This is a genomic window from Methyloparacoccus sp. NF-16, assembly GCF_056880625.1.
Window position 1 is genome coordinate 1880403 of the sequence record NZ_CP174130.1, and the last position, 21583, is coordinate 1901985.

General features: G+C 64.6%; 25 protein-coding genes and 1 tRNA gene. 16 read left to right on the top strand and 10 right to left on the bottom strand.

From position 1 onward, the window contains the following. Window positions 1–74: 74 nt before the first annotated feature. Genes ACH5N8_RS09010 through speE form a run of 3 tightly spaced genes read right to left on the bottom strand, consistent with a single transcriptional unit; the run spans window position 75 to window position 1785 of the window. On the bottom strand, window positions 75–578 hold the full coding sequence (locus tag ACH5N8_RS09010; RefSeq protein WP_483281071.1) for a peroxiredoxin family protein: 504 nt from the start codon (window positions 576–578) through the stop codon (window positions 75–77). Between the two features lie 52 nt (window positions 579–630). Next, window positions 631–894 carry a DUF4404 family protein gene (locus ACH5N8_RS09015; RefSeq protein ID WP_460026386.1) on the bottom strand — a complete coding sequence of 88 codons (264 nt, stop codon included), beginning with the start codon at window positions 892–894 and terminating at the stop codon, window positions 631–633. 36 nt (window positions 895–930) lie between these two features. Continuing rightward, the gene (gene speE, locus ACH5N8_RS09020) at window positions 931–1785 is read right to left on the bottom strand and encodes a polyamine aminopropyltransferase (protein WP_483281072.1); all 855 of its coding nucleotides are present in this window, start codon (window positions 1783–1785) and stop codon (window positions 931–933) included. A 69-nt stretch (window positions 1786–1854) separates the two neighbouring features. Here speE and speA point away from each other — a divergent pair, with 69 nt between their 5' ends. The 16 genes from speA to fdxA all read left to right on the top strand — a co-directional run bounded on the left by speA (window position 1855) and on the right by fdxA (window position 15968). Next, window positions 1855–3735: a biosynthetic arginine decarboxylase gene (gene speA / locus ACH5N8_RS09025; protein ID WP_483281073.1), complete on the top strand. Its 1881-nt coding sequence runs from the start codon at window positions 1855–1857 to the stop codon at window positions 3733–3735. Window positions 3736–3743: 8 nt separating this feature from the next. Further along, window positions 3744–4631, top strand: coding sequence for an NAD(P)-dependent oxidoreductase (locus ACH5N8_RS09030; protein WP_483281074.1), 888 nt, complete (start codon window positions 3744–3746; stop codon window positions 4629–4631). Further along, entirely contained in the window at window positions 4628–5764 is a 1137-nt protein-coding gene (locus ACH5N8_RS09035; RefSeq protein ID WP_460026382.1) for an ABC transporter permease, read from the top strand. Before ACH5N8_RS09030 ends, ACH5N8_RS09035 begins: the two co-directional genes overlap by 4 nt. 11 nt (window positions 5765–5775) lie before the next feature. Then, window positions 5776–6630 (top strand): ABC transporter ATP-binding protein, encoded by an 855-nt coding sequence (locus ACH5N8_RS09040; protein WP_483281075.1) that lies wholly within the window; start codon window positions 5776–5778, stop codon window positions 6628–6630. Next, a complete protein-coding gene (locus ACH5N8_RS09045; protein WP_483281076.1) occupies window positions 6623–7672 on the top strand; it encodes an MlaD family protein in 1050 nt (349 codons plus the stop codon). Before ACH5N8_RS09040 ends, ACH5N8_RS09045 begins: the two co-directional genes overlap by 8 nt. Window positions 7673–7760: 88 nt before the next feature. After that, window positions 7761–8771, top strand: coding sequence for a KpsF/GutQ family sugar-phosphate isomerase (locus ACH5N8_RS09050; RefSeq protein ID WP_483281077.1), 1011 nt, complete (start codon window positions 7761–7763; stop codon window positions 8769–8771). Then, window positions 8768–9307: a 3-deoxy-manno-octulosonate-8-phosphatase KdsC gene (gene kdsC / locus ACH5N8_RS09055; RefSeq protein ID WP_483281078.1), complete on the top strand. Its 540-nt coding sequence runs from the start codon at window positions 8768–8770 to the stop codon at window positions 9305–9307. Before ACH5N8_RS09050 ends, kdsC begins: the two co-directional genes overlap by 4 nt. Continuing rightward, the gene (gene lptC, locus ACH5N8_RS09060) at window positions 9285–9884 is read left to right on the top strand and encodes an LPS export ABC transporter periplasmic protein LptC (protein ID WP_460026377.1); all 600 of its coding nucleotides are present in this window, start codon (window positions 9285–9287) and stop codon (window positions 9882–9884) included. Before kdsC ends, lptC begins: the two co-directional genes overlap by 23 nt. After that, on the top strand, window positions 9871–10443 hold the full coding sequence (gene lptA / locus ACH5N8_RS09065) for a lipopolysaccharide transport periplasmic protein LptA (protein WP_460026376.1): 573 nt from the start codon (window positions 9871–9873) through the stop codon (window positions 10441–10443). The genes lptC and lptA overlap by 14 nt, the downstream gene beginning before the upstream one ends. 6 nt (window positions 10444–10449) lie before the next feature. Next, window positions 10450–11175 carry an LPS export ABC transporter ATP-binding protein gene (gene lptB / locus ACH5N8_RS09070; protein WP_460026375.1) on the top strand — a complete coding sequence of 242 codons (726 nt, stop codon included), beginning with the start codon at window positions 10450–10452 and terminating at the stop codon, window positions 11173–11175. A gap of 91 nt (window positions 11176–11266) precedes the next feature. Next, window positions 11267–12745, top strand: a complete 1479-nt coding sequence (locus tag ACH5N8_RS09075; RefSeq protein WP_460026374.1) for an RNA polymerase factor sigma-54 — start codon at window positions 11267–11269, stop codon at window positions 12743–12745. A 25-nt stretch (window positions 12746–12770) separates the two neighbouring features. After that, window positions 12771–13058: a ribosome hibernation-promoting factor, HPF/YfiA family gene (gene hpf / locus ACH5N8_RS09080; RefSeq protein ID WP_460026373.1), complete on the top strand. Its 288-nt coding sequence runs from the start codon at window positions 12771–12773 to the stop codon at window positions 13056–13058. A gap of 25 nt (window positions 13059–13083) precedes the next feature. Further along, window positions 13084–13941, top strand: a complete 858-nt coding sequence (gene rapZ, locus ACH5N8_RS09085) for an RNase adapter RapZ (RefSeq protein WP_483281079.1) — start codon at window positions 13084–13086, stop codon at window positions 13939–13941. Window positions 13942–13945: 4 nt separating this feature from the next. Beyond that, window positions 13946–15208 (top strand): ABC transporter substrate-binding protein, encoded by a 1263-nt coding sequence (locus ACH5N8_RS09090; protein ID WP_483281080.1) that lies wholly within the window; start codon window positions 13946–13948, stop codon window positions 15206–15208. A gap of 77 nt (window positions 15209–15285) precedes the next feature. Further along, window positions 15286–15361 (top strand) — tRNA-Phe (locus tag ACH5N8_RS09095). Window positions 15362–15644: 283 nt separating this feature from the next. Next, window positions 15645–15968, top strand: coding sequence for a ferredoxin FdxA (gene fdxA / locus ACH5N8_RS09100; protein WP_483281081.1), 324 nt, complete (start codon window positions 15645–15647; stop codon window positions 15966–15968). 84 nt (window positions 15969–16052) lie between these two features. Here the strand turns inward: fdxA and ACH5N8_RS09105 are convergent, their stop codons facing one another. The 7 genes from ACH5N8_RS09105 to ACH5N8_RS09135 form a co-directional block, all read right to left on the bottom strand. Continuing rightward, on the bottom strand, window positions 16053–16775 hold the full coding sequence (locus ACH5N8_RS09105; RefSeq protein WP_460026369.1) for a phosphoadenylyl-sulfate reductase: 723 nt from the start codon (window positions 16773–16775) through the stop codon (window positions 16053–16055). Window positions 16776–16858: 83 nt separating this feature from the next. Continuing rightward, on the bottom strand, window positions 16859–18487 hold the full coding sequence (groL, locus tag ACH5N8_RS09110) for a chaperonin GroEL (RefSeq protein ID WP_460026368.1): 1629 nt from the start codon (window positions 18485–18487) through the stop codon (window positions 16859–16861). A gap of 46 nt (window positions 18488–18533) precedes the next feature. Then, window positions 18534–18827 (bottom strand): co-chaperone GroES, encoded by a 294-nt coding sequence (groES, locus tag ACH5N8_RS09115; RefSeq protein ID WP_460026367.1) that lies wholly within the window; start codon window positions 18825–18827, stop codon window positions 18534–18536. Between the two features lie 167 nt (window positions 18828–18994). After that, window positions 18995–19201: a DNA gyrase inhibitor YacG gene (yacG, locus tag ACH5N8_RS09120; RefSeq protein ID WP_460026366.1), complete on the bottom strand. Its 207-nt coding sequence runs from the start codon at window positions 19199–19201 to the stop codon at window positions 18995–18997. A 30-nt stretch (window positions 19202–19231) separates the two neighbouring features. After that, entirely contained in the window at window positions 19232–20002 is a 771-nt protein-coding gene (gene zapD / locus ACH5N8_RS09125; RefSeq protein WP_483281082.1) for a cell division protein ZapD, read from the bottom strand. An 83-nt stretch (window positions 20003–20085) separates the two neighbouring features. Continuing rightward, window positions 20086–20691 carry a dephospho-CoA kinase gene (gene coaE, locus ACH5N8_RS09130; protein ID WP_460026364.1) on the bottom strand — a complete coding sequence of 202 codons (606 nt, stop codon included), beginning with the start codon at window positions 20689–20691 and terminating at the stop codon, window positions 20086–20088. A gap of 7 nt (window positions 20692–20698) precedes the next feature. Next, the gene (locus ACH5N8_RS09135; RefSeq protein ID WP_483281083.1) at window positions 20699–21574 is read right to left on the bottom strand and encodes a prepilin peptidase; all 876 of its coding nucleotides are present in this window, start codon (window positions 21572–21574) and stop codon (window positions 20699–20701) included. Window positions 21575–21583: the final 9 nt, after the last annotated feature.

Sequence of the window (21583 nt, forward strand, 5' to 3'; positions counted from 1 at the left end):
CGGTGTCGCGTCCAGGGCCCGAGGGTACCACGGGCTATCCGCGGGCGGGAAACATGGGACGCCTCACGGCGGGATCAAGGCCAGTGTGGTTCCTGGTCGGGTTCCGGTTCCGGCTCTGCCAGCAGTTGGCCCAGCAGGAAGCCGAGCCGCATGTCGTCGACCTGGCCGAAGGCGTGCTGGCGGATGCGCCCGCACCTGTCGATCACGATCATCGAGGGTGTGCCCCGTAGCGCGTACGCCTGCATGGTCCGCGGAACGGGGCCGCTGCCGGGCATGTCGACGCCGATGGCAAAGCCAAGGCGGTACTCGTGGATGAAGGCTTCCAGGGAAACCGGCTGCATCGCCGCATGATGCTCGAACACCGTATGCAGACCGATGACCGTGACACCCCGACCACCGAAATAGTCGTGGATCCGCTGGGTCTGCGGCAGGCCGTGACTGACACAGCCGGGGCACAGCATCTGGAAAGCATGCAGCACCACGATCTGGCCACGCAGGGCGGAAAGGGACAACAGCTCGGGGGTGTTGAACCATTGCGCCACGGTCAGCGGCGGCGCCAGCGGGAAACCGGATGGCATCGACATCTGCTCCAGGGCTGGGGACGGGCGGCGGAGACTCGGCGCCTGGAACCTAGATGCCGAGATTGCCGAGGGTGATCATCAGTTCGTTGAGGACACCGGCCGCGGTGGGATGCTCGACCTCGAACTGCGACACCGCCGCCTTGAAATCCTCGACCAGGTGCAGTTCGTGGGGATTCTCGCTGACGTCGAGCCGCTCCTCCAGGCTGCCGAGCAGGGCATCGAGCTTGTCCTTCAGTTCCGGATGGCTGTCCTCGAGCTGCTCGACTTCCCGCCGCAACGTGAACAGCGCTTCGTTGATTTCTTTCTCGGCCATGGGTGGTTCCTCGATGGAAGATGATGGACCCGGGCTTCAATCGACCGCGAGCGGCCGGCGAAGAAATTCGGGAGTGGCGAAGGCCGCCTTGTGGATATCCACATTGTAATAGCGGGTCGCGAACGGTTTCGCCAAGGCCGCAGCCTCGCGAAACCCGCCGAGCGCGTCCTTGCCGGCCATGGTGCCGCTCCACCAGCCGGAGGGATAGATACACTGCGGAAAGTAGAAGGTGCGGGTGTCGGCGAAACCGGCACGGCGCATGGTGCCGTGCATGGCCTCGATGAGGTCGGCGTGGAACAGCGGCGACTCGCTCTGCTGCACGAGGATGCCACCCTGATCCAGACAGCGGAAACATTCACGGTAGAAGGCTTCGTTGAACAGGCCCTCGGCCGGACCAACCGGGTCGGTGCTGTCGACGATGATCACGTCGACGCTGCCGGGCGCGGCGTCCCTGACCCACTGGATGCCGTCGATGAACAGCAGTTCGGCACGCGGATCTGCATTGGAAGTGCAGAGATCGGGAAAATGGATCTCGGCCAGTCGCGTGACGCGCTCGTCGATCTCGATCTGTACCGCCTGCTCCACCTCCGGGTGGCGCAGCACTTCCTTGAGGCTGCCGCAGTCTCCGCCGCCGATGACCCATACCCGTCGGGGATGGGGATGCGCATAGAGCACCGGGTGCGTCATCATTTCGTGGTACAGGAAATTGTCCCTATCGGACACCATGGTGCAGCCGTCGATGACCATCAGCTTGCCGAACCACTCGGTATCGAAGATCTCGATCTTCTGGAACGACGTCTGCTCCTCGTGCAGCCGTGCCTTGATCCTGAGCGAGAAGGCGCTGCCATGCCTGGGATAGATTTCGGTGAACCAGCCGGCGGGGTCGATCATCAGGAAACCTCAAATGGAAAAGAGCGGGGATTTTCCACATAATTGCCGGCCTTATCAAAGGAATTCATCATGACGACGCGCTGGAGCTCCGCACGGTCACGCGACATCTACGGCATCGAACACTGGGGCGAGGGATACTTCGACATCAATGACGAGGGCCATGTCGTCGTGCGCCCCGCCGGCCGCGACACCGGCGCGACGCTGGACCTCATGGCCATCATCCAGTCGGTGCGCCAGGAAGGCCTGACGCTGCCGGTGCTGGTGCGCTTCACCGACATCCTGCGCGACCGCATCGTCCGGCTGGCGGGCGCCTTCGAGGCGGCCCGCCAGGAATACGGCTACCGGGGCCGCTATACGCCGGTCTATCCGATCAAGGTCAACCAGCAGCGTGGCGTGGTGGACGGCATCCTGCACAACGGCGCGCACCCGGTCGGGCTGGAGGCCGGCAGCAAATCCGAACTGCTGGCGATCCTGGCCCTGTCCCAGGCCGGCACGGTCATCTGCAACGGCTACAAGGACCGCTCCTATATCCGTCTGGCGCTGATCGGCAGCCGGCTCGGACTGAACGTCCACATCGTCATCGAGAAACTGTCCGAACTGGACGTGGTGCTGTCCGAGGCAGCCGCGCTGGAGATCGAGCCGCAACTGGGCGTGCGGGTCCGGCTGTCGAGCATCAGTGCCGGCAAATGGCAGAACAGCGGCGGCGAAAAATCCAAATTCGGCCTGCACAGCGGCGAAATCCTCCGGCTGGTCGACCGGCTGTCGGCAGCGGGCAAACTGGACTGGCTGCGGCTGATGCACTTCCACATGGGCTCGCAGATCGCCGACATCGGCGACGTCAAGACCGCCCTGCGCGAGGCCGGACGCTACTACGCCGAGCTGCACCGGCTGGGGGCCGCCATCGCCGTGGCCGACGTCGGCGGCGGACTCGGCATCGACTACGAGGGAACCCGCTCGACCAGCGACTGCTCGATCAACTACAGCATCGACGAATACGCCCACAGCATCGTCCGCGCCTTCAGCGAGGTCTGCGCCGAGCATGACCTGCCCCAACCGGACATCGTCACCGAGTCGGGCCGCGCCATGAGCGCCCATCACGCCATCCTCATCACCCATGTCACCGACATCGAGCGGGTGCCCGAGGACACCTCGCCACCCGCCCCGACGGCAGCCAAGCCCTTGCAGGATCTGGCCGAATGCCTTCAGCAACTCCCCACCGAACCGGTGCTGGGGGTGTATCACGATGCCCAGTTCGACCTTACCGAGGCCCGGGCCATGTTCGTCCAGGGCCAGCTCTCGCTGGCGGAGCTGGCCGAGGCGGAGCGCCTGAACGCGGCGGTCTGCCATGCTGTGCAGCGCCGGCTGGACGTGCGCCTGCGGGCCCACCGGGAGTTGCTGGACACCCTCAACGAGCGTCTGGCGGACAAGGTGTTCTGCAACTTCTCCCTGTTCCAGTCGATGCCCGATGCCTGGGCCATCCACCAGGTGTTCCCGGTCATGCCCCTGCAACGCCTGGACGAGGAGCCGAACCGCCGTGGCGTGATCCAGGATCTTACCTGCGATTCCGACGGCCGCATCGACGCCTATATCGACCAGCAAAGCCTGGAGACCACCCTGCGCCTGCATGAGCCGCGCGCGGGCGAGAGCTATCTGCTGGGTATCTTTCTGGTCGGCGCCTACCAGGAGATCCTCGGCGACATGCACAACCTGTTCGGCGACACGCACTCGGTCAACGTGGAACTGGATGGCGCCGGCGGCTACCGTCTGGTCAATCCCATGCATGGCGACGGCGCCGACGACATGCTGCGCTACGTGCACATCGAGCCCGAGGAACTGGAACGCGCCTACCGCAAGAAACTGCTCGAAGCCCGGCTGCCGGCCGAACGCCGCAAGCTGTTCGAGAGCGAGCTGGTCGCCGGCCTGTCGAGCTACACCTACCTGGAAGAATGAGCGGCAACATGACGGCGACGGCTGACAGCACCGGCCCCATGACCGGCTTCATCGGCCTGGGCTCGATGGGCGCAGCCATGGCCCGCAACCTGGCCAGGGCCGGCCTCCTGGGCAGTGTCTGGAACCGCAGCGCCCCTGTCGCCGAGGCGCTGTGCCGGGAACTTGGCGTCGCGCAGGCGGACTCGCCGGCCGGGCTGGCGGCAACGGCCGATGTCATCCTCGTCTGCGTATCGGCCGATGCCGACGTGCTCGCCATCGTCGATGCCCTGCTGCCAAGCCTGAGGCCCGGCCAGATCGTCGTCGACCTTTCCACCGTCAGTCGGGAAACCGCCTGCGCGGTGGCGGAGCGCGTCCGCGGCCAGGGAGCCGACTTCCTCGATGCGCCGGTCACCGGCGGCATGGAGGGTGCGCGCCATGGCACGCTCGCCATCATGGTCGGCGGCGCGGCGGCCACCCTGGAGCGGGTGCGGCCGGTGCTGGCGGCCATGGGCAGCCGCATCGTCCACATGGGCGACGTCGGCATGGGACAGTCGGCCAAGGCGGTCAACCAAGCGATGTGCGCCGGCATCAACCAGGCGGTGACCGAAGCCCTGACCTTCGGCGAGACCCTGGGGCTCGACATGGACAAACTCATCGAGGTGATGGACAGTGGCGCGGCGGGCAGCTGGTTCCTGGAAAAGCGCGGGCGCACCATGGTCCGGGGCAGCTATGTGCCGGGCTTCAAGCTGGCGCTGCACCAGAAGGATCTCGGCATCTGCCTGGCAATGGCGCGCGAGCACGGCGTCGCCCTGCCCCTTGCCGAGATGACGGCCCGCGATTACGACCGCCTGCTGGCCGATGGCCATGGCGACGAGGACATTTCGGCACTCTACCGGCTGAAACGGCCCGCGCCGTGAATCCGCAGCTGGATTACATCGCCACGCCGTCCGGCACGCTGACACTCAGGCTGGCGGGCGCCTGGACGACGCAGACCAACATCCCGCCGACGGCCGAGGTGCTGGCGCGGCTCGAATCCGGCGCCGCCTTCACCGTCCTGGCGTTCGACTGCGCCGAACTGTCGCGCTGGGACAGCCGCCTGCTGACCTTCCTCAAGGCCCTGATCGCCGGGCAGGAGGCGCTCGGACGGCGGATCGACCGCTCGGGTCTGCCCAGGGGCATCCAGGGCATGCTGGCCCTGGCCAACGCCGTTCCCGAACGCGAGGACGTGCACCGCATCGACAAACCCGGCGGCTTGCTGGCCCTGCTGGGCGGACACGCCCTGCGCGGCTGGCGGGATTTCCTGCACCTGGCCGATTTCATCGGCGAGACCTGCCTCGCCTTCGGCCGCCTGCTGCTGGGCCGGTCCTGCATGCGCGCCGTGGATCTTGGCCGGCTGATCCAGGGCACGGGCCCGCATGCCTTGCCCATCATCAGCCTGATAGCGGTGCTGGTGGGGATGATCCTGGCCTTTGTCGGTGCGGTGCAGCTGAAGCTGTTCGGCGCGCAGGTGTTCATCGCCGACCTGGTCGGCCTGGGCATGGCGCGGGAGATGGGCGCCATGATGACCGCCATTCTCATGGCCGGCCGCACCGGTGCCGCCTATGCCGCCGAACTCGGTTCCATGACCGTCAACGACGAGATCGACGCGCTGAAAACCTCCGGTTTCTCGCCCATGGAATTCCTGGTACTGCCGCGCATCCTGGCGCTGTTCCTGACCATCCCATTCCTGTGCCTGTATGCGGACATCCTCGGCATCCTGGGTGGCGCGCTGGTGGCGGCCGGCATGTTCGACGTTTCCTTCGCCGAATACCAGATCCAGATTCAGAACCGGCTCAGGCTGATAGACTTCGAGGTCGGCATCGGCAAAAGCGCCGTGTTCGGCATCCTGGTCGCCATCGCCGGTTGCATGCGCGGCCTGCAGTGCCAGCGGAACGCCACCGCCGTCGGTCTCGCGACAACGTCGGCCGTCGTCACCGGCATCGTCTACATCGTGATTTCCGACGCCATCATGACCCTGCTGGTCACCACCCTGAACGTCTTCAAGCGCTGAGCACCGCGACCATGGCTCACCTCCCAACGCCGCCGGCCGCCGCGCATGTACGGGTCAGCGGGCTGACCATGGCCTACGACCGATTCGTGGTGCAGCGCGATCTCGACTTTGCCGTCCGGCGCGGCGAAATCTTCATCATCATGGGCGGCAGCGGCTGCGGCAAGAGCACCCTGCTCCGTCACCTGATCGGCCTCAAACCACCGGCCCGGGGACATGTGTGGTTCGACGGCATCGATCTGTGGGAAGCCCCGCCGGCCGTGCGCAACGGCATGCTGCTGAAAATGGGCATCCTTTACCAGAGCGGGGCGCTGTGGAGTTCGATGACCCTGGCCGAGAACATTGCCCTGCCGCTGAGCGCGCATACCCGGCTGGGCCGGACGGAGATCGCCGAACTGGTATCGTTCAAGCTGGCGCTGGTGGGGCTGGCGGGCTTCGAGGACTTCTATCCCGCCGAGATCAGTGGCGGCATGCAGAAACGGGCCGCCCTCGCCCGGGCCCTGGCGCTGGATCCCGAAATCCTGTTCTTCGACGAACCCTCCGCGGGCCTGGACCCGATCAGCGCCCGCCGCCTGGACGAGCTGATCCAGCATGTCAGCGAGAGTCTCGGCAGCACCGCCGTCATCGTCACCCATGATCTCCCCAGCATCCTGAACATCGGCACCGATTCGGTGTTCCTCGACACGGACAGCAAGACCATCATCGCCCGGGGAGCACCCCGGGAGCTCCTGGCGCATGCCGAACACCCGACGGTCCGCAACTTCCTGAGCCGGGGGGATACGGGACCGGGCAGGGGACAGCAACCGCCGGGTTCCGCCGGCGAACAGACCTTCCCGGCATCCGGCATGAGGATTTCGGACCATGGATAACCGCCTCGATGTCCGGATCATCGGCCTTTTCGTGCTGGGTGGCCTGGCGCTGGCAACGGTGCTGGTACTGATGTTTGGCGGCGGCTATTACTTCAGCCATGTGCAACGCTTCGTCGCCTATTTCCCGGGATCGGTGAACGGCCTCAACAGCGGTGCGCCGGTCAAGCTCAGGGGCGTCAGCATCGGCCGCGTCGACAACGTCTTGGTGCAGTACGACCTGGACCAGAACCGGGTGCTGACCCCGGTGGTTCTGGAAATCGACCTGGAAAAGGTCATGGAGACACGCGGGCAGAAGCCCGGACATGCACACCCGGGCCTTGGGGAGCTGATCGAGCGCGGGCTCAGGGCCAAGCTGGCGCTGCAGAGCCTGGTCACCAACCAGCTGTACGTCGACATCGACTTCCTGCCGGGACAGCCCGCTGTGCTGGTCGGCCAGAAGAGCTTCCGGTGGCCGGAGATCCCGACCGTCACGTCGAGCAAGGATGAAATCGAGAAGACGGTCCAGCAGGTGGCGCGCGAAGTGCGGGAACTGCCCCTGAGGGATACGGTGGAGGCCGCCCTGGGCGCGATCCGCCGGGTGGACAGCCTGCTGGCCAAGCCCGAGACGGACGCCGCCATCGTCAATCTCAACCGGACCCTGCTGGACCTGCAGCAATTGCTGCGGCATGTCGACGGCAAGGTCGACAATCTGAGCAGCAACGTCGACCAGACCGCCCGCGAAGCCCGCCAGCTGGTCAAGCGGCTGGATCAGTCGGCCGCCACCCTCACCACGGCCGTGGACGGCCTGGCACGCGATGGCCGCGTGCTGGTCAACCACCTGAATGCCGGGGTGCCGGACCTGCTCGGCAACGCCAACAACAGCCTGAAACAGGCCCGCGCCACGCTGTCCACGCTCGAGGGCATGACCCAGCCGGACGCCGAGCTGTCGACCGCGCTGCGGGACATGTCGGAGGCCGCGCGCGCCATACGGCGGCTGGCCGATACCCTGGAACGGCACCCGGACAACCTGCTCTATGGGCGGCGCCCGCCGGCACAGCCCTGACGACCGGGACATGCGCGACGGTACTCCGGCAGGCGAAGCCGGGAACCGCGGCATGGCATAATGCCGGCATGCCGACCCCGACCGATTCATGACACCCTGTCCGACGCGCCAGCTGCCCCGTCCCGCGTACGACCATGAGCGCCTCCGTGCCGCCGGCGCGCGCGTCGTTACTGTCGAAGCCGCCGCCGTGGCCGCCCTCGGCGAACGCATCGACGAGCGCTTCGCCCAAGCCTGCGAGCTGCTGTTGGACTGCCGGGGACGCGTGGTGGTGACAGGCATGGGCAAGTCCGGACACATCGCCGGCAAGATCGCCGCCACCCTGGCCAGTACCGGCACACCCGCCTTCTTCGTGCACCCGGGCGAAGCCGGTCATGGCGACCTGGGCATGATCACCGGCCAGGATGTCGTGCTGGCCCTGTCGCATTCGGGCGACTCCGCCGAAATCCTGACCATCCTGCCCATGCTCAAGCGGCTCGGCATTCCCCTGGTGGCGATGAGCGGCAACCCGCTGTCGCCGCTGGCGCGCCAGGCCGATGTCACCCTCGACACCCGTATCGACGAGGAGGCCTGCCCGCTGGGACTGGCGCCGACTTCCAGCACCACCGTCGCCCTGGTCCTGGGCGACGCGCTGGCGGTGGCCCTGCTGGAGGCGCGCGGCTTCAGCCGTGAGGATTTTGCCTTCTCGCACCCGAGCGGCAGTCTCGGCCGCCGACTGCTGATCCGCGTCAGGGACATCATGCATGCCGGCGATGGCATCCCGGCGGTACGGGAGCTGGCACCGATCCGCGAAGCCGTGCTGGAAATGACGGCCAAGCAACTGGGCATGACCGCCGTGGTCGATGAGCAGGGAAAACTCCGGGGCATCTTCACCGATGGCGACCTGCGGCGGCAGCTGGAGCATGGCATCGATATCCACGCCACGCCGATCCAGGCCGTCATGACCCGCGATTGCGCCACGGTCGGCCCGGAGCGGCTGGCGGCCGAGACCGTGCGCATCATGCAGGCGCGACGCATCAGCGCCCTGCTGGTCGTGAACGAGGAGCATGACCTGATCGGCGCGCTCAACATGCACGACCTGCTGCGAGCCGGGGTGGTATGACCTTGCCGCCCCTGCCCCCGGACGTGCTGGCGCAGGCGGCGAACATCCGCCTGCTGATCTGCGATGTCGACGGCGTGCTGACCGACGGCCGCCTGTTCTTCACGCCGGAGGGCCAGGAACTCAAGAGCTTTCACGCGCGCGACGGCCACGGCATCAAGCTGTTGCAACGTACCGGCGTCGCGACCGCCGTCATTTCCGGCCGCAGCTCGCCGGCCGTGGCGCTGCGCATGGCAAGCCTCGGCGTGGAGCACGTTTACCAGGGCCGCGAAAGCAAGCTGGAACCCTATCTGGAGCTGCTGGAGCTGCTGCGACTGGATCCGGCGCAAACCGCCTTCGTCGGCGACGATGTGCTGGATCTGCCACTGCTGCGCCGGGTCGGTCTGGCCGTGGCCGTGGCCGACGCGCACACGAGCCTGTACCCGGATGTGCACTGGGTCACCACCCGGGCGGGCGGGCTGGGCGCGGTCAGGGAAGTCTGCGACCTCATCATGCAGGCCCAGGGAACGCTGGAGCATGTCCTTCAAGGCTATCGCTAGGCTGCTGGCCAGCGCCGGCAACCTCTCCCGTTACGTGCTGCCGGTTCTGCTGGCGCTGGCGTCCTGGTGGCTGGCGGAACGCTATGGACCCGCCTTCGAAAAGGGCGTGAAGCTGGAACCCGGCAAGGTGGATTACTACGCGAAGCAGCTCCAGCGCACGGTGATGGACGAAACGGGACAGCCGAAGGAACTGCTGGTGGCGGACGAGCTGGTGCATTACGACGGCGACGACCGCACGGAAATCGCCCGGCCGGTGATGAACCTGTTCGTGAAGGATGGCCCCCCCTGGATCATTCATGCCGAATCGGCCACGCTGCCGGGCAAGAGCGACGAAATCCTGCTGCATGGCGACGTGCTGGTAACCCGGGAGGCCAACCGCCAGGGGCGCACCATGCGCATCGAGACGACCAATGCGCGCGTCCAGCCCGACAAGAACTACGCCGAAACGGATGAAGACATCCGCGTCATCAGCCCGCCCGACTACATGACCGGGACGGGCGCCAGATTCAAATTCGGGGACGGCATCCAGTACTCCATCCTCGCCAATGTCCGCAGACGACACGATGTGCAAGAGTAATCCACGCCCCCTTCCGCGACTCCCCGCTCGCTGGCCGCTGGCCTCCCTGTTGCTGGCGGCAGCCGTCGCCGCGCTGGCCCCGGCCCCCGCCCGCGCCCTCAGCAGCGATTCCAAGCAACCCATGTTCATCGAGTCCGACGCGGTGGTCTTCGACGAAAACAAGGGCGAGACGGTCTATACCGGCAACGTCACCGCGCGCCAGGGGAGCCTCGAAGTCAAGGGCGACAAGATGATTGTCAACCAGCAGAAGGGCGAAGCCGACCAGATCATCATCTATGGCAATCCCGCCCGGCTGAAACAGACACCCGACGGCGGCGGTCCCGACAATCACGGCATCGGCAAGCGGGCCGATTATTTCCCGGATTCGGGCATCCTGATCCTCAACGGCGACGCCATGACCTGGGAAGGCCCCGATCCCGACAGCAGCGAACACACGGTCAAGAGCGACCACATCGAATACGACACCCGCAACGCCATCTACAAGGCGGGTTCCAGCCGCTCCGGCAGCCGCCGCGTGCATGTCCGCATCATTCCCAAGGAAGAGAAGCCCTCCGAGTAATCAAAGATGCCGACACTCAGCACCCACCACATCGTCAAGCGCTACCACCGGCGCAATGTTGTCGACGGGGTCTCGGTTTCCATCAATACCGGCGAAATCGTCGGCCTGCTGGGTCCGAACGGCGCCGGCAAGACCACCAGCTTCTACATGATCGTCGGCCTGATCGGCCCCGACGAGGGCCAGATCCGGCTCGACGAGCGCGAGATCACCCACTTGCCCATGCATGAGCGGGCGCGCCTGGGCATCGGCTACCTGCCCCAGGAACCCTCGATCTTCCGCAAGCTCACCGTCGCGGAGAATCTCATGGCGGTACTGGAACTGCGCAAGGAACTGACCCACGGTCAACGGGAACTCATCATCGACGAACTGCTGGAGGAGTTCAGCGTCGGCCATCTGCGCAACCAGCCGGCGATCGGCCTCTCGGGTGGCGAGCGACGCCGGGTGGAGATTGCCCGGGCCCTGGCCTGCGAACCGCGCTTCATGCTGCTGGACGAACCCTTTGCCGGCGTCGATCCGATCTCGATCATCGATATCCAGAAGATCATCGTGCACCTGCGGGAACGCGGCATCGGCATCCTGATTACCGAACACAACGTGCGCGAGACGCTGGGCACCTGCGACCGGGCCTATATCCTGGCCGGAGGTCGGGTCATTGCCGACGGTCATCCGGAGGAGATCGTCAGCAATCCGGAGGTACGCCAGGTCTACCTCGGTGAAAACTTCTCGATGTAATCTAGCAATCGCCATGCCATGGGGATAAGCTAACGCAATAGCCCCCATGCGATGGAGGTGATCGCATGGGCGAAAAAGACATCAGGACACCATGAAACAATCGCTGCAAATCCGCATGGGCCAGCATCTGGCCATGACTCCCCAGCTTCAGCAGGCCATCAAGCTGTTGCAGTTGTCGAGCCTGGAGTTGCAACACGAGATCCAGGAGGCCCTGGATTCCAACATGATGCTGGAAATCGCTGACGAGGAGCCCGCGGCCGCCGCCAATCAGCCCACGGACCTCGCCGCGCCCGCGGAAACCACGGCAACGGCACAGACCGAATACGGTGAATTGCGCGACATGGACGCGCCGGCCGACATACCAAGCGAATTGGCGGTCGATGTTTCCTGGGAAGACGTGTACGACAGCCTCTCGTCCGCAGCATCCTCCCCGGCCGGCGGCGACAGCCACGACGACTACGTCTTCCAGGGCATCGCCGGCGAGAACCTCCATGACCAGTTGGCCTGGCAGATGGAACTGGCGCGCTTCAGCGACCGCGACTATGCCATCGCCACCGCCCTGATCGACAGCATCAACGAGGATGGTTACCTCAGCAGCACGCTGGAAGACATTCACCAGGGGCTGGCCCAGCAGATCCAGTCGCTGGAGCTGGACGAAGTCAAGGCGGTACTGCATCGCATCCAGAACTTCGAGCCGCCCGGCATCGGGGCGGTCGACCTTGCCGACTGCCTGCGCATCCAGCTGAAACAGCTGCCCGAGGATACGCCATTCAGGGACCAGGCCCTGCAGCTGGTCGAACGCCATCTCGACCAGCTGGCGCGCAAGGACGTGGCCGGGCTGAAACGCGGGCTGGGCGTGGACGATGCGGCGCTGGCCGGCATCGTGACCCTGGTCCGCAGCCTCGAACCGAAACCCGGCCGCCGCATTCCGGCGGATGACTCGCAGTACATCACCCCGGATGTCTATGTCGTTCGCCAGGGCAACCGCTGGGTGGTCCGGCTCAATCCGGAAATCGCGCCGAAACTGCGGGTCAATCCGCTCTACTCGGGCATGGTCAAGCGCGCCGACACCAGCACCGACAACGCCACCATGCGCCACCACCTGCAAGAAGCGCGCTGGTTCATCAAGAGCCTGCAAAGCCGCAACGAAACGCTGCTGAAAGTGGCCCGCAGCATCATCGACCGCCAGCAGGCATTCCTTGACGAGGGCGCCATGGCCATGAAGCCGATGGTGCTGCGCGACATCGCCGAGGAGGTGGGCATGCACGAATCCACCATTTCCCGCGTGACCACGCAGAAATACCTGCACACGCCCAACGGCATCTTCGAATTCAAGTACTTTTTCTCCAGCCACGTTTCCACCCAGGGCGGCGGCGAATGCTCGGCGACGGCGATCAAGGCCTTCCTCAAGCAGATCGTCGAGCAGGAGGACGCGCGCAAGCCCCTCAGCGACGAGGCCATCGCCAAACAGTTGCAGGCACGGGGCATCAACGTCGCACGGCGGACCATCGCCAAATACCGCGAGGCCATGGCCATCCCGCCCTCCAGCGAGCGCAAGCAGATTTTCTAACCATCAAACCAAGGAGATTCGCGACATGAACATCGACATCACCGGCCACCAGCTTCAGGTCACCGACTCGATCAGGCAGTACGTCCTGGAAAAATTCGCCCGCCTGGAGCGCCATTTCGACCGGGTCATGGACGTGCATGTCGTTCTGGAAGTCGAAAAGCTCGAGCAGAAGGCGGAAGCGACCGTGCAGGTCAACGGCGCCACCCTGTTCGCGGCCGACACGCAGGCTGACCTCTACGCGGCCATCGATGGCCTGGTCGACAAGCTGGACCGGCAGATTGTCAAGCACAAGGAAAAACATCAGGACCACTGAAGCAGCAGACGCGAGTTCGGCACGCATGGACCTGGTCATCGTCAGCGGGCTGTCGGGCTCCGGCAAAAGCATCGCGCTGGAGACGCTGGAGGACTGCGGCTACTACTGCATCGACAATTTTCCCATCGCCGTTTTCGCCGCCTTCGTACGCGGCGCGATGCAGGAGAGCCCGCAGGCCTACCGCAAGGTGGCCATCAGCATCGACGCCCGCAGCCGTTGCAACAGCCTGCAGCAGTTTCCCAGCACGCTGGAACTGGCGGCGCAGCTTGGCATCAACTGTCAGGTCCTGTTCCTGCGGGCGCGCATGGAGAGCCTGCTCCGGCGCTTCAGCGAAACCCGGCGCAAGCATCCGCTGACCGATAATCACCACTCCCTGACCGAGGCCATCGAGCGGGAAAACCAGCTGCTTATCCCCATCGCCAGCCGGGCGGATCTGGTGATCGACACCAGCCACACCAATATCCACCAGCTGCGCGAACTGATCCGCGAGCGGGTCGGTGCCCAGCGGGAATACCGCATGTCGGTGTACTGCCTGTCATTCGGCTACCGCAATGGCATTCCTTTCGACGCCGATTTCACCTTCGATGTCCGCTGCCTGCCCAACCCCCACTGGGATCTCGCCTTGCGCCCGAAAACCGGGCGCGATCCCGAGGTCCGGACCTTTCTGGAGTCGAAGCCGGAGGTCCAGCGCTACCTGGATGATCTGACGCATTTCATGCGGAGCTGGGCGCCACGTTTCGCAGCCGAGAACCGCAGCTATCTGACCATCGCCATCGGCTGCACCGGTGGCCAGCACCGTTCGGTATACCTGACGGAAGCACTGGCCGAGCGCCTGGCCTCGGACGATTACGATCTGCTCGTCCGTCATCGCGACCTGCGTTGAACCGATGATGAAACGCCCCCCCACAGCAGCCCGACCGCTCTGGCACACACTTGCGCTGGCATTGCCGCTGGGTTCCGCCCTGCTCTGCCAGCACGGGATTGCCGAGGCCGCCGCGAGGAAGAAAGTCGCCGCGCCCCCGGCGGAGGCTCCCAGGGCCGAAGCGCCTGCCAACAACACCCTGACGCTGGGGTATCTGCACGAACCGCGCGAGCTTGCACCCAGCCGCCCCTACTTCGACCCGCTCCCCGCAGACGAGGGTGTCCAGGGCGCCCGCCTGGGTATCCGGGACGACAACACCACCGGCAGTTTCACCCGGCAGCACTTCGAGTTGATCGAGGCCGAAGTCCCGATCACCGAGGATCCCGCCAATGCCCTGAAGGGACTGCTGGCCCGGGGAACACGCTTCGTTCTGGTGGACTTGCCAGCCGAACGGATCCTGCAGCTGGCCGACCTGCCGGAAGCGCGGGAGATCCTGCTTCTGGACGTGGCCAACCGCGACGATCGGCTGCGAGGCCGCGATTGCCGGAAAAACCTCGTGTACCTCCAGCCCTCGCACGCCATGCGCGGCGATGCCCTGGCGCAGTACCTGAGCAAGAAGCGCTGGAACAAATGGCTGCTGATACAAGGCGCCAGCGATGCCGATCGGCGGCAGGCCGACGCCCTGCGGCGCTCGGCAAAGAAGTTCGGTCTCGATATCGTCGCCGAGAAGACCTGGAATCCTGAGTTCGACGACCGGCGAACACCGGAATCCGAGGTACCCGTCTTCACGCAGGAGGGCAACTACGATGTGGTCGTGGTGGTCGATGAACTGGATGCCTTTGGTGACCTCTTCCCCTACCGGACCTGGTTGCCGCGCCCGATTGCCGGCGGCGCCGGTCTGCGACCGCTGGCCTGGCATCAGGCCCACGAAGCCTGGGGCGCCCTGCAGCTTCAGACACGTTTTCGCGAGCAGGCCGGACGTTTCATGACGGAACGGGATTACGGCGGCTGGCTGGCGGTTCGCGCCATCGGCGAGGCCGCAACCCGCGCCCGGTCGGTCGAGTTCGCCACCGTCAGCGGTTTCCTGCTGGATCCCGAGTTCTCGTTGGCCGGATTCAAGGGCGTGCCCCTGTCATTCCGGGCCTGGGATCACCAACTGCGACAGCCGGTGCTGGTGGCCTCGGATCGCGCGATCGTGGCTGTCGCCCCTGTCGAAGGTTATCTGCACCCCAAAAACGAGCTGGATACGCTGGGCTTCGACGAACCGGAATCGACCTGCCGCCGTTGAACGCAAGATGCAGACTGTCATGGATGCCTTGACGTACATCTTTTTTTACGGTTTAATACTCGGATTGTTAGTGACTTGGCCAAGTAGCTCAGTTGGTAGAGCAGGGGATTGAAAATCCCCGTGTCGGCGGTTCGATTCCGTCCTTGGCCACCAATGTTTTCCGAGGCTTACGCTACTGTTTTCCCAGGTCGTAAGCCTTTTTATTTTGCAGCCGGTGCTTCGTTGGTCTCCTGCCGCATCAGGATTTCATCGAGTCCGGCATCAGGGCTATAATCGCGCGACCGCCGGGGTCAGCAATAACTCCGCAACCCATCGCCATCGGGGTTACGGTTGTCTCCAGCCACCCCAGTGTGCGCACTATCGGCAAGGCGCGGGGTAGTCTCCCGTCGGCATGACTGCCACTGATCGGCCTATTCGCAAGACGACAGGACTAGAAATGACATTCGTAATTACCGAAAACTGCATCAAGTGCAAATATACCGATTGCGTGGATGTATGCCCGGTCGATTGTTTCCATGAAGGCCCCAATTTCCTGGTCATCGATCCGGACGAATGTATCGATTGCACGCTCTGCGAACCGGAGTGTCCCGCCAATGCCATCTTCTCCGAAGACGAGGTGCCGGAGGATCAGAAGCAGTTCATCGAACTGAATGCCGAGTTGTCCAAGATCTGGCCAAGCATCACCGAAGTGAGGCCGGCCGCCGAAGATGCCGACGAATGGAACGGCAAGCCCGACAAGCTCCAGCATCTGGAACGGTAGGTACCCAAGGTACAGAGACAAAAATAGCGGCTCCGGAGCCGCTATTTTTTTGTCCGCTGTTGGCGGCAACCAAACTCGGTCGGCCTAACCGCCATCCCGCACGTGGAGACCACACTCCTTCTTGGCGCCATCCTCCCACCACCACCGCCCCTCGCGCTCATGCTGATTGGGCAGTATGGGGCGGGTGCACGGCTCGCAACCGATACTGGCGTAGCCCTTGCGATGCAGCTCGTTGAACGGCACATCGTAGGCCTCGATATGATCCCAGACCTGGGCCGAGGTCCAGCCGGCCAGAGGGTTGAATTTCACCAGCACATGCCCTTCCCCGCCGAAGGCCTGATCGTACTCGACCTCATGCAATGCGGTTCGTGTCAGGCTCTGATCGCGTCTCTGACCGGTAACCCAGGCATCCAGTGTGGCCAGCTTGCGCCTGAGAGGCTCCACCTTGCGCAGACCGCAGCATTCCTTGTGGCCATCCTCATAGAAGCTGAACAGCCCCTTAGCCTTGACCATCTGCTGCAATGCGAAGGGATCGGGTGACAGCACGTCGATCGCCAACCCGTAACGCTTGCGCACCGCCTCGATCAGACGATAGGTTTCCGGATGCAGGCGTCCGGTGTCGAGCGTGAAGACCTGTACATCCGGCCTGAGCTGCACGGCCAGATCCACCAGCACCACATCCTCGGCACCGCTGAAGGAGATGGCGATGTTCTCGAAGTGAGCCAGCGCGGCCTTCAGGATCACCCGGGGATTGCTGCCCGCCAGCTCTGCTTGCAGGGATTCCAGGTCAAAGTTTGTTGCATTCATCGGAACATCGATTCCCAGCAAAAGAAAGCCCCGTTGCCTGCCGGCAACGGGGCCCGGAAAAGTCTAATCGACTTCGGCGTGAATTACATCATGCCATCCATGCCGCCAGCAGGCATGGCCGGCTCCTTTTCCTTCTTCGGCGCTTCGGCGATCATGGCCTCGGTGGTCAGCATGAGACCGGCGACGGAGGCAGCGTTCTGCAGAGCGGAACGGGTGACCTTGGTCGGATCGAGGATACCCATGTCGATCATGTCGCCATACTCGCCGCTGCCGGCGTTGTAGCCGAAATTGCCGCTGCCGTCCTGAACCTTGTGCAGGATCACGGAGGGCTCCTCACCGGCATTGGCGACGATCTGCCGCAGCGGCTCCTCGATGGAGCGCCGCAGGATGTGGATACCCACGGTCTGATCGGCGTTCTTGCCCTTCAAATCCTGCAGGACCCTCTGCGCACGGATCAGCGCGACGCCACCACCCGGAACCACGCCCTCTTCCACCGCGGCGCGAGTCGCGTGCAGGGCATCCTCGACACGGGCCTTCTTTTCCTTCATCTCGACCTCGGTCGCCGCCCCCACCTTGATCACGGCCACACCGCCGGCCAGCTTGGCCACACGCTCCTGCAGCTTCTCGCGATCGTAGTCGGAGGTGGTTTCTTCGACCTGCTTGCGGATCTGCTCGACCCTGGCCTTGATGGTCTCGGCGCTGCCGGCGCCATCGACGATGACGGTGTTTTCCTTGTTGACCTGTACCTTCTTGGCGCTGCCCAGATCGGACAGTTCCACCTTCTCCAGCGACAGGCCGACTTCCTCGGCGATCACGGTGCCACCGGTCAGCACGGCGATGTCCTCCAGCATGGCCTTGCGGCGGTCGCCGAAGCCCGGTGCCTTGACCGCGCAGACCTTGAGGATGCCGCGCATGGTGTTGACCACCAGCGTGGCCAGCGCCTCACCCTCGACATCCTCGGCCACCAGCAGCAGCGAGCGTCCGGCTTTGGCGACCTTTTCCAGCACCGGCAACAGGTCGCGGATATTGGAAATCTTCTTGTCGTGCAACAGGATGTAGGGATTCTCCAGCTCGACGCTCATGGTCTCCTGCTGGGTCACGAAGTAGGGCGACAGGTAGCCGCGGTCGAACTGCATACCCTCGACCACGTCCAGTTCGTTGGCTAGGCCCGAGCCCTCCTCGACGGTGATCACCCCCTCCTTGCCGACCTTGTCCATGGCATCGGCAATGATCTGGCCGATGCTATCGTCCGAATTGGCCGAGATGCTGCCGACCTGGGCAATCTCCTTGCTGGTGGTGCAGGGTCTGGAAAGCTTCTTCAGCTCCTCGACAACCACGCCGACGGCCTGATCGATGCCGCGCTTGATATCCATCGGATTGGCACCGGCGGCAACCGACTTCAGACCCTCGCGCACGATGGCCTGGGCCAGCACGGTCGCGGTGGTGGTGCCGTCGCCAGCGATGTCGGATGTCTTGGACGCGACCTCCTTGACCATCTGCGCACCCATATTCTCGAACTTGTCCTTCAGCTCGATTTCCTTGGCGACCGACACGCCGTCCTTGGTGACGGTCGGAGCACCCCAGGATTTCTCCAGCACGACGTTGCGGCCCTTGGGACCCAGCGTCTGCTTGACGGCATCGGCGAGGACATTCACACCGGCCAGCATGCGCTGACGGGCATCATCGGAAAAGCGGACTTCTTTGGCTGCCATAGATTCAAACTCCTTGTGACGGTTGATGGGATTCGTTCACGGACGATCAGGCTTCGAACACGCCCATGATGTCGTCTTCCCTGAGGATGAGGTAATCGTTGCCATCCACCTTGACCTCGGTGCCGGAATATTTGCCGAACAGCACCTTGTCGCCAGGCTTGACGCCAAGTGCGCGGACCTGGCCGTCGTCCATCGGCTTGCCCGGACCCACGGCGATGACTTCGCCCTTGATGGGCTTTTCCTTGGCATTGTCGGGAATGACGATGCCGCCAGGCGAGGTCTTTTCTTCTTCCCAGCGCTTGACCACGACACGATCATGCAGAGGACGAATATTTCCCATGCTTGGAACTCCTTTAAGGTTTTCTCGAAACGGATGACGATGTAGATGCCTTGCCGACCGGAGCCGGCAAGCCAGCCTGTATCAGGCTGGGCAGCGAAATGGGATTCGCCCTTGCCCATTTCAAGGGGGCGGCCGGCTTTCCCGGTGAAAGCCGATGCGTCTACCGGTCAGGCGTCGGTCTCGGGACGAGCCGGCGGCAGTGGCAGGGCGCCGTCGTCCTGGCTGGCGGGCTCGGCCGGTATGGCGTAGCTTCCCGCCGCCCACTCGCCAAGGTCGATGAGGCGACAACGCTCGGAACAGAAGGGGCGGAACGGCGCGGCCGGAGACCAGCACACCGGCTGGCGACAGGTGGGACAGGAAACGATGATGCTCACGGTCTTGAGGAGGGCGGCGGTCCGGCTGGCTCAGAACAGGCAGGCCGTCAGCAGGAATTCGACATCGTCCAGGCACTGCGCCGGTCTCAGCAGCGGGTCGCGCAGCATGAAGCGGATGGTGAAACGATGCTTGCCGCCACTGATCTCGGCGAAATAGGGAGCCGCCCGGGGCACTGCCACGCGCAACAGCTGGAACGCCAGGGAATGATCGAGCGTCTTCTGGAAGAATCCCCCGGGCGCCAGCTCCCGCACCGGCATGGCGCTGGTGCGGATGAAATTCAGCAGCAGGTCAATGGCCACACGGGTCTGTTGAAATGGCTCAATCCAGCTCAGGAGATCCTGCCGGCGCGCCTGCTCGTCGCCTTCCAGCCAGTGGTGATAGGCCGGCAGATCGAAGGAGCAGCTGCCGCCCGGCATGCTGCTGCGCTGGATGATGCCCTTGAACAGATCGTTCTCCATCAGGCTGGCTCCGAGCTTGCCCGGTACCGCGTACAGCTCGCGACTGATGGCTTCCAGACGGCCGACGACCTCGGCCAGCCGCCCCTGGTCGATCCCCTCATGGAGTCTGGCCATGCGGTTCAGCACGGTGGTCTGGCGATCGATCTCCTGCAGGGCCTCGGACTTGAGATCGTTACGGTTGAACAGACCCACGATATCGATGAGGGTCGACACCACGGCCCGGCAATCCCAGCTGGAGCGTCCCGGCATGAAGTGATCGAACTGCCGGAACAGGTGTTCCAGGCGCATGAAGAGGCGAATCCGCTCGTTGAGGGGAAATTCGTAGGTAATCAGGTCGCTCAAGGGTGGGTTCCCGCACCAAGGCAGTGATTGCGCAATCGGCAAGGCGTAGTTGAAGTATAAACGGATGCCCGGCCGATGACCCCTCAAGCCCCGGCCCCCGGCGCAGCCAGGCGCAGGTAGCGTTCGTGCAGCATCCGCACCCGGTCGCGCAGCACGCCCAGATCGCCATTGTTTTCCAGGACATCGTCGGCCGCCGCCAGCCGCGACGAGCGGGATGCCTGCGCCGCCAGGATGCCCCGGAAAGCCGCCGCATCGATACCATCCCGGGCCATGACCCGCCGCTGCTGGACCTCCGGCTCGCAGTCGACCACCAGCAGCCGGTCGACGAAATCCCGGCGTCCGGTCTCCAGCAGCAGGGGAATGGCCAGCACGGCATAGGCATCCGGCAAGGCATCGACACGTCGCTGCATGTCGGCATAGATGAGCGGATGCAGGAGATTTTCCAGCCAGACGCGCTGCCGCTCGTCGGCGAAGATGCGGGCGCGCAGGCGTGCCCGATCCAGTTGGCCACCGGCGAGCAGGCTGTCGCCGAAATGCCCGATGATCGCCGCCAGCGCCGGTTCGCCAGGTTGCACCAGCTGCCGCGCGATCTGGTCCGCGTCGATGACGGGAACCGTCAGCTCGGCAAAGATATTGGCGACGGTGGTCTTGCCGCAGCCGATGCCGCCGGTCAGGCCGACCTTGAACATGCTGTCCTCAAACCGGGGCGATCCAGGCCAGGTAGGTCGTGTTGATGGCATCGCCGAACAGCAGGACCAGCCAGCCGGCCGCGGCAAGATAAGGACCGAAGGGTATCGGCTGATGCCGGTCCCGGCCGCCGAATCCGATCAGCAGCAGACCCGCCACCGCGCCGACGCCGGAGGACAGGATGATGATCGAAGGCAGGACGCCCCAGCCCAGCCACGCCCCCAGCAGGGCCAGCAGCTTGAAGTCGCCGTAGCCCATGCCTTCGCGGCCGGTCAGCAGGCGGAAAAGCTGGTACACCAGCCACAGGCTGAGGTATCCCGAGACGGCGCCGAGGATGCTCGCCGGGCTGTCCGTGAAGACGCCGAACAGGCTGAGCAGCAAGCCCAGCCACAAGAAGGGCAGCGTGATCGCATCCGGCAAAAGCTGCCGTTCGAGATCGATGGCGGCCAGCGCCAGGAGTCCCCAGCTCAGCACCAGTGCCGGCAGCAAGGGCAGGCTCCAGCCGAACCGCCAGGCCACCGCCGCCGACAACACCGCCGAGAGGAGTTCCAGCAGCGGATAGCGCGGAGAAATCTCCGTCCCGCAATGGGCGCAGCGCCCGCGCAGCCACAGATAGCCGAGCAGCGGGATGTTTTCAGCGGCGCGCAGCGGCGTCCGGCAAGCGGCACAGCGCGAGCCGGGCCAGAACAGGTTCCCCGGATCTTCCGCATCGCTCGCGGTCTCCGCCGGCTGACCCAGGAACAGCAGGCATTCCCGCCGCCATTGCCGCTCCAGCATCCGCGGCAGCCGGTGGACAACCACGTTCAGAAAGCTGCCCATCGCCAGCCCCAGCAGGGCCGTCATCACGATCAGGAAGGCCGGCGCGTCGATCCACAAATCCTGCATGGCATACAC

Coding starts and splice junctions, on each gene's coding strand:
- ACH5N8_RS09135 (WP_483281083.1), bottom strand. CDS start 21,574: ATGCAGGATTTGTGGATCGACGCGCCGGCCTTCCTGATCGTGATGACG.
- groL (WP_460026368.1), bottom strand. CDS start 18,487: ATGGCAGCCAAAGAAGTCCGCTTTTCCGATGATGCCCGTCAGCGCATG.
- hpf (WP_460026373.1), top strand. CDS start 12,771: ATGAACATCGACATCACCGGCCACCAGCTTCAGGTCACCGACTCGATC.
- lptB (WP_460026375.1), top strand. CDS start 10,450: ATGCCGACACTCAGCACCCACCACATCGTCAAGCGCTACCACCGGCGC.
- ACH5N8_RS09010 (WP_483281071.1), bottom strand. CDS start 578: ATGCCATCCGGTTTCCCGCTGGCGCCGCCGCTGACCGTGGCGCAATGG.
- ACH5N8_RS09015 (WP_460026386.1), bottom strand. CDS start 894: ATGGCCGAGAAAGAAATCAACGAAGCGCTGTTCACGTTGCGGCGGGAA.
- ACH5N8_RS09050 (WP_483281077.1), top strand. CDS start 7,761: ATGACACCCTGTCCGACGCGCCAGCTGCCCCGTCCCGCGTACGACCAT.
- speA (WP_483281073.1), top strand. CDS start 1,855: ATGACGACGCGCTGGAGCTCCGCACGGTCACGCGACATCTACGGCATC.
- fdxA (WP_483281081.1), top strand. CDS start 15,645: ATGACATTCGTAATTACCGAAAACTGCATCAAGTGCAAATATACCGAT.
- coaE (WP_460026364.1), bottom strand. CDS start 20,691: ATGTTCAAGGTCGGCCTGACCGGCGGCATCGGCTGCGGCAAGACCACC.
- groES (WP_460026367.1), bottom strand. CDS start 18,827: ATGGGAAATATTCGTCCTCTGCATGATCGTGTCGTGGTCAAGCGCTGG.
- kdsC (WP_483281078.1), top strand. CDS start 8,768: ATGACCTTGCCGCCCCTGCCCCCGGACGTGCTGGCGCAGGCGGCGAAC.
- ACH5N8_RS09075 (WP_460026374.1), top strand. CDS start 11,267: ATGAAACAATCGCTGCAAATCCGCATGGGCCAGCATCTGGCCATGACT.
- lptC (WP_460026377.1), top strand. CDS start 9,285: ATGTCCTTCAAGGCTATCGCTAGGCTGCTGGCCAGCGCCGGCAACCTC.
- ACH5N8_RS09030 (WP_483281074.1), top strand. CDS start 3,744: ATGACGGCGACGGCTGACAGCACCGGCCCCATGACCGGCTTCATCGGC.
- rapZ (WP_483281079.1), top strand. CDS start 13,084: ATGGACCTGGTCATCGTCAGCGGGCTGTCGGGCTCCGGCAAAAGCATC.
- ACH5N8_RS09045 (WP_483281076.1), top strand. CDS start 6,623: ATGGATAACCGCCTCGATGTCCGGATCATCGGCCTTTTCGTGCTGGGT.
- speE (WP_483281072.1), bottom strand. CDS start 1,785: ATGATCGACCCCGCCGGCTGGTTCACCGAAATCTATCCCAGGCATGGC.
- ACH5N8_RS09040 (WP_483281075.1), top strand. CDS start 5,776: ATGGCTCACCTCCCAACGCCGCCGGCCGCCGCGCATGTACGGGTCAGC.
- ACH5N8_RS09090 (WP_483281080.1), top strand. CDS start 13,946: ATGATGAAACGCCCCCCCACAGCAGCCCGACCGCTCTGGCACACACTT.
- ACH5N8_RS09105 (WP_460026369.1), bottom strand. CDS start 16,775: ATGAATGCAACAAACTTTGACCTGGAATCCCTGCAAGCAGAGCTGGCG.
- lptA (WP_460026376.1), top strand. CDS start 9,871: ATGTGCAAGAGTAATCCACGCCCCCTTCCGCGACTCCCCGCTCGCTGG.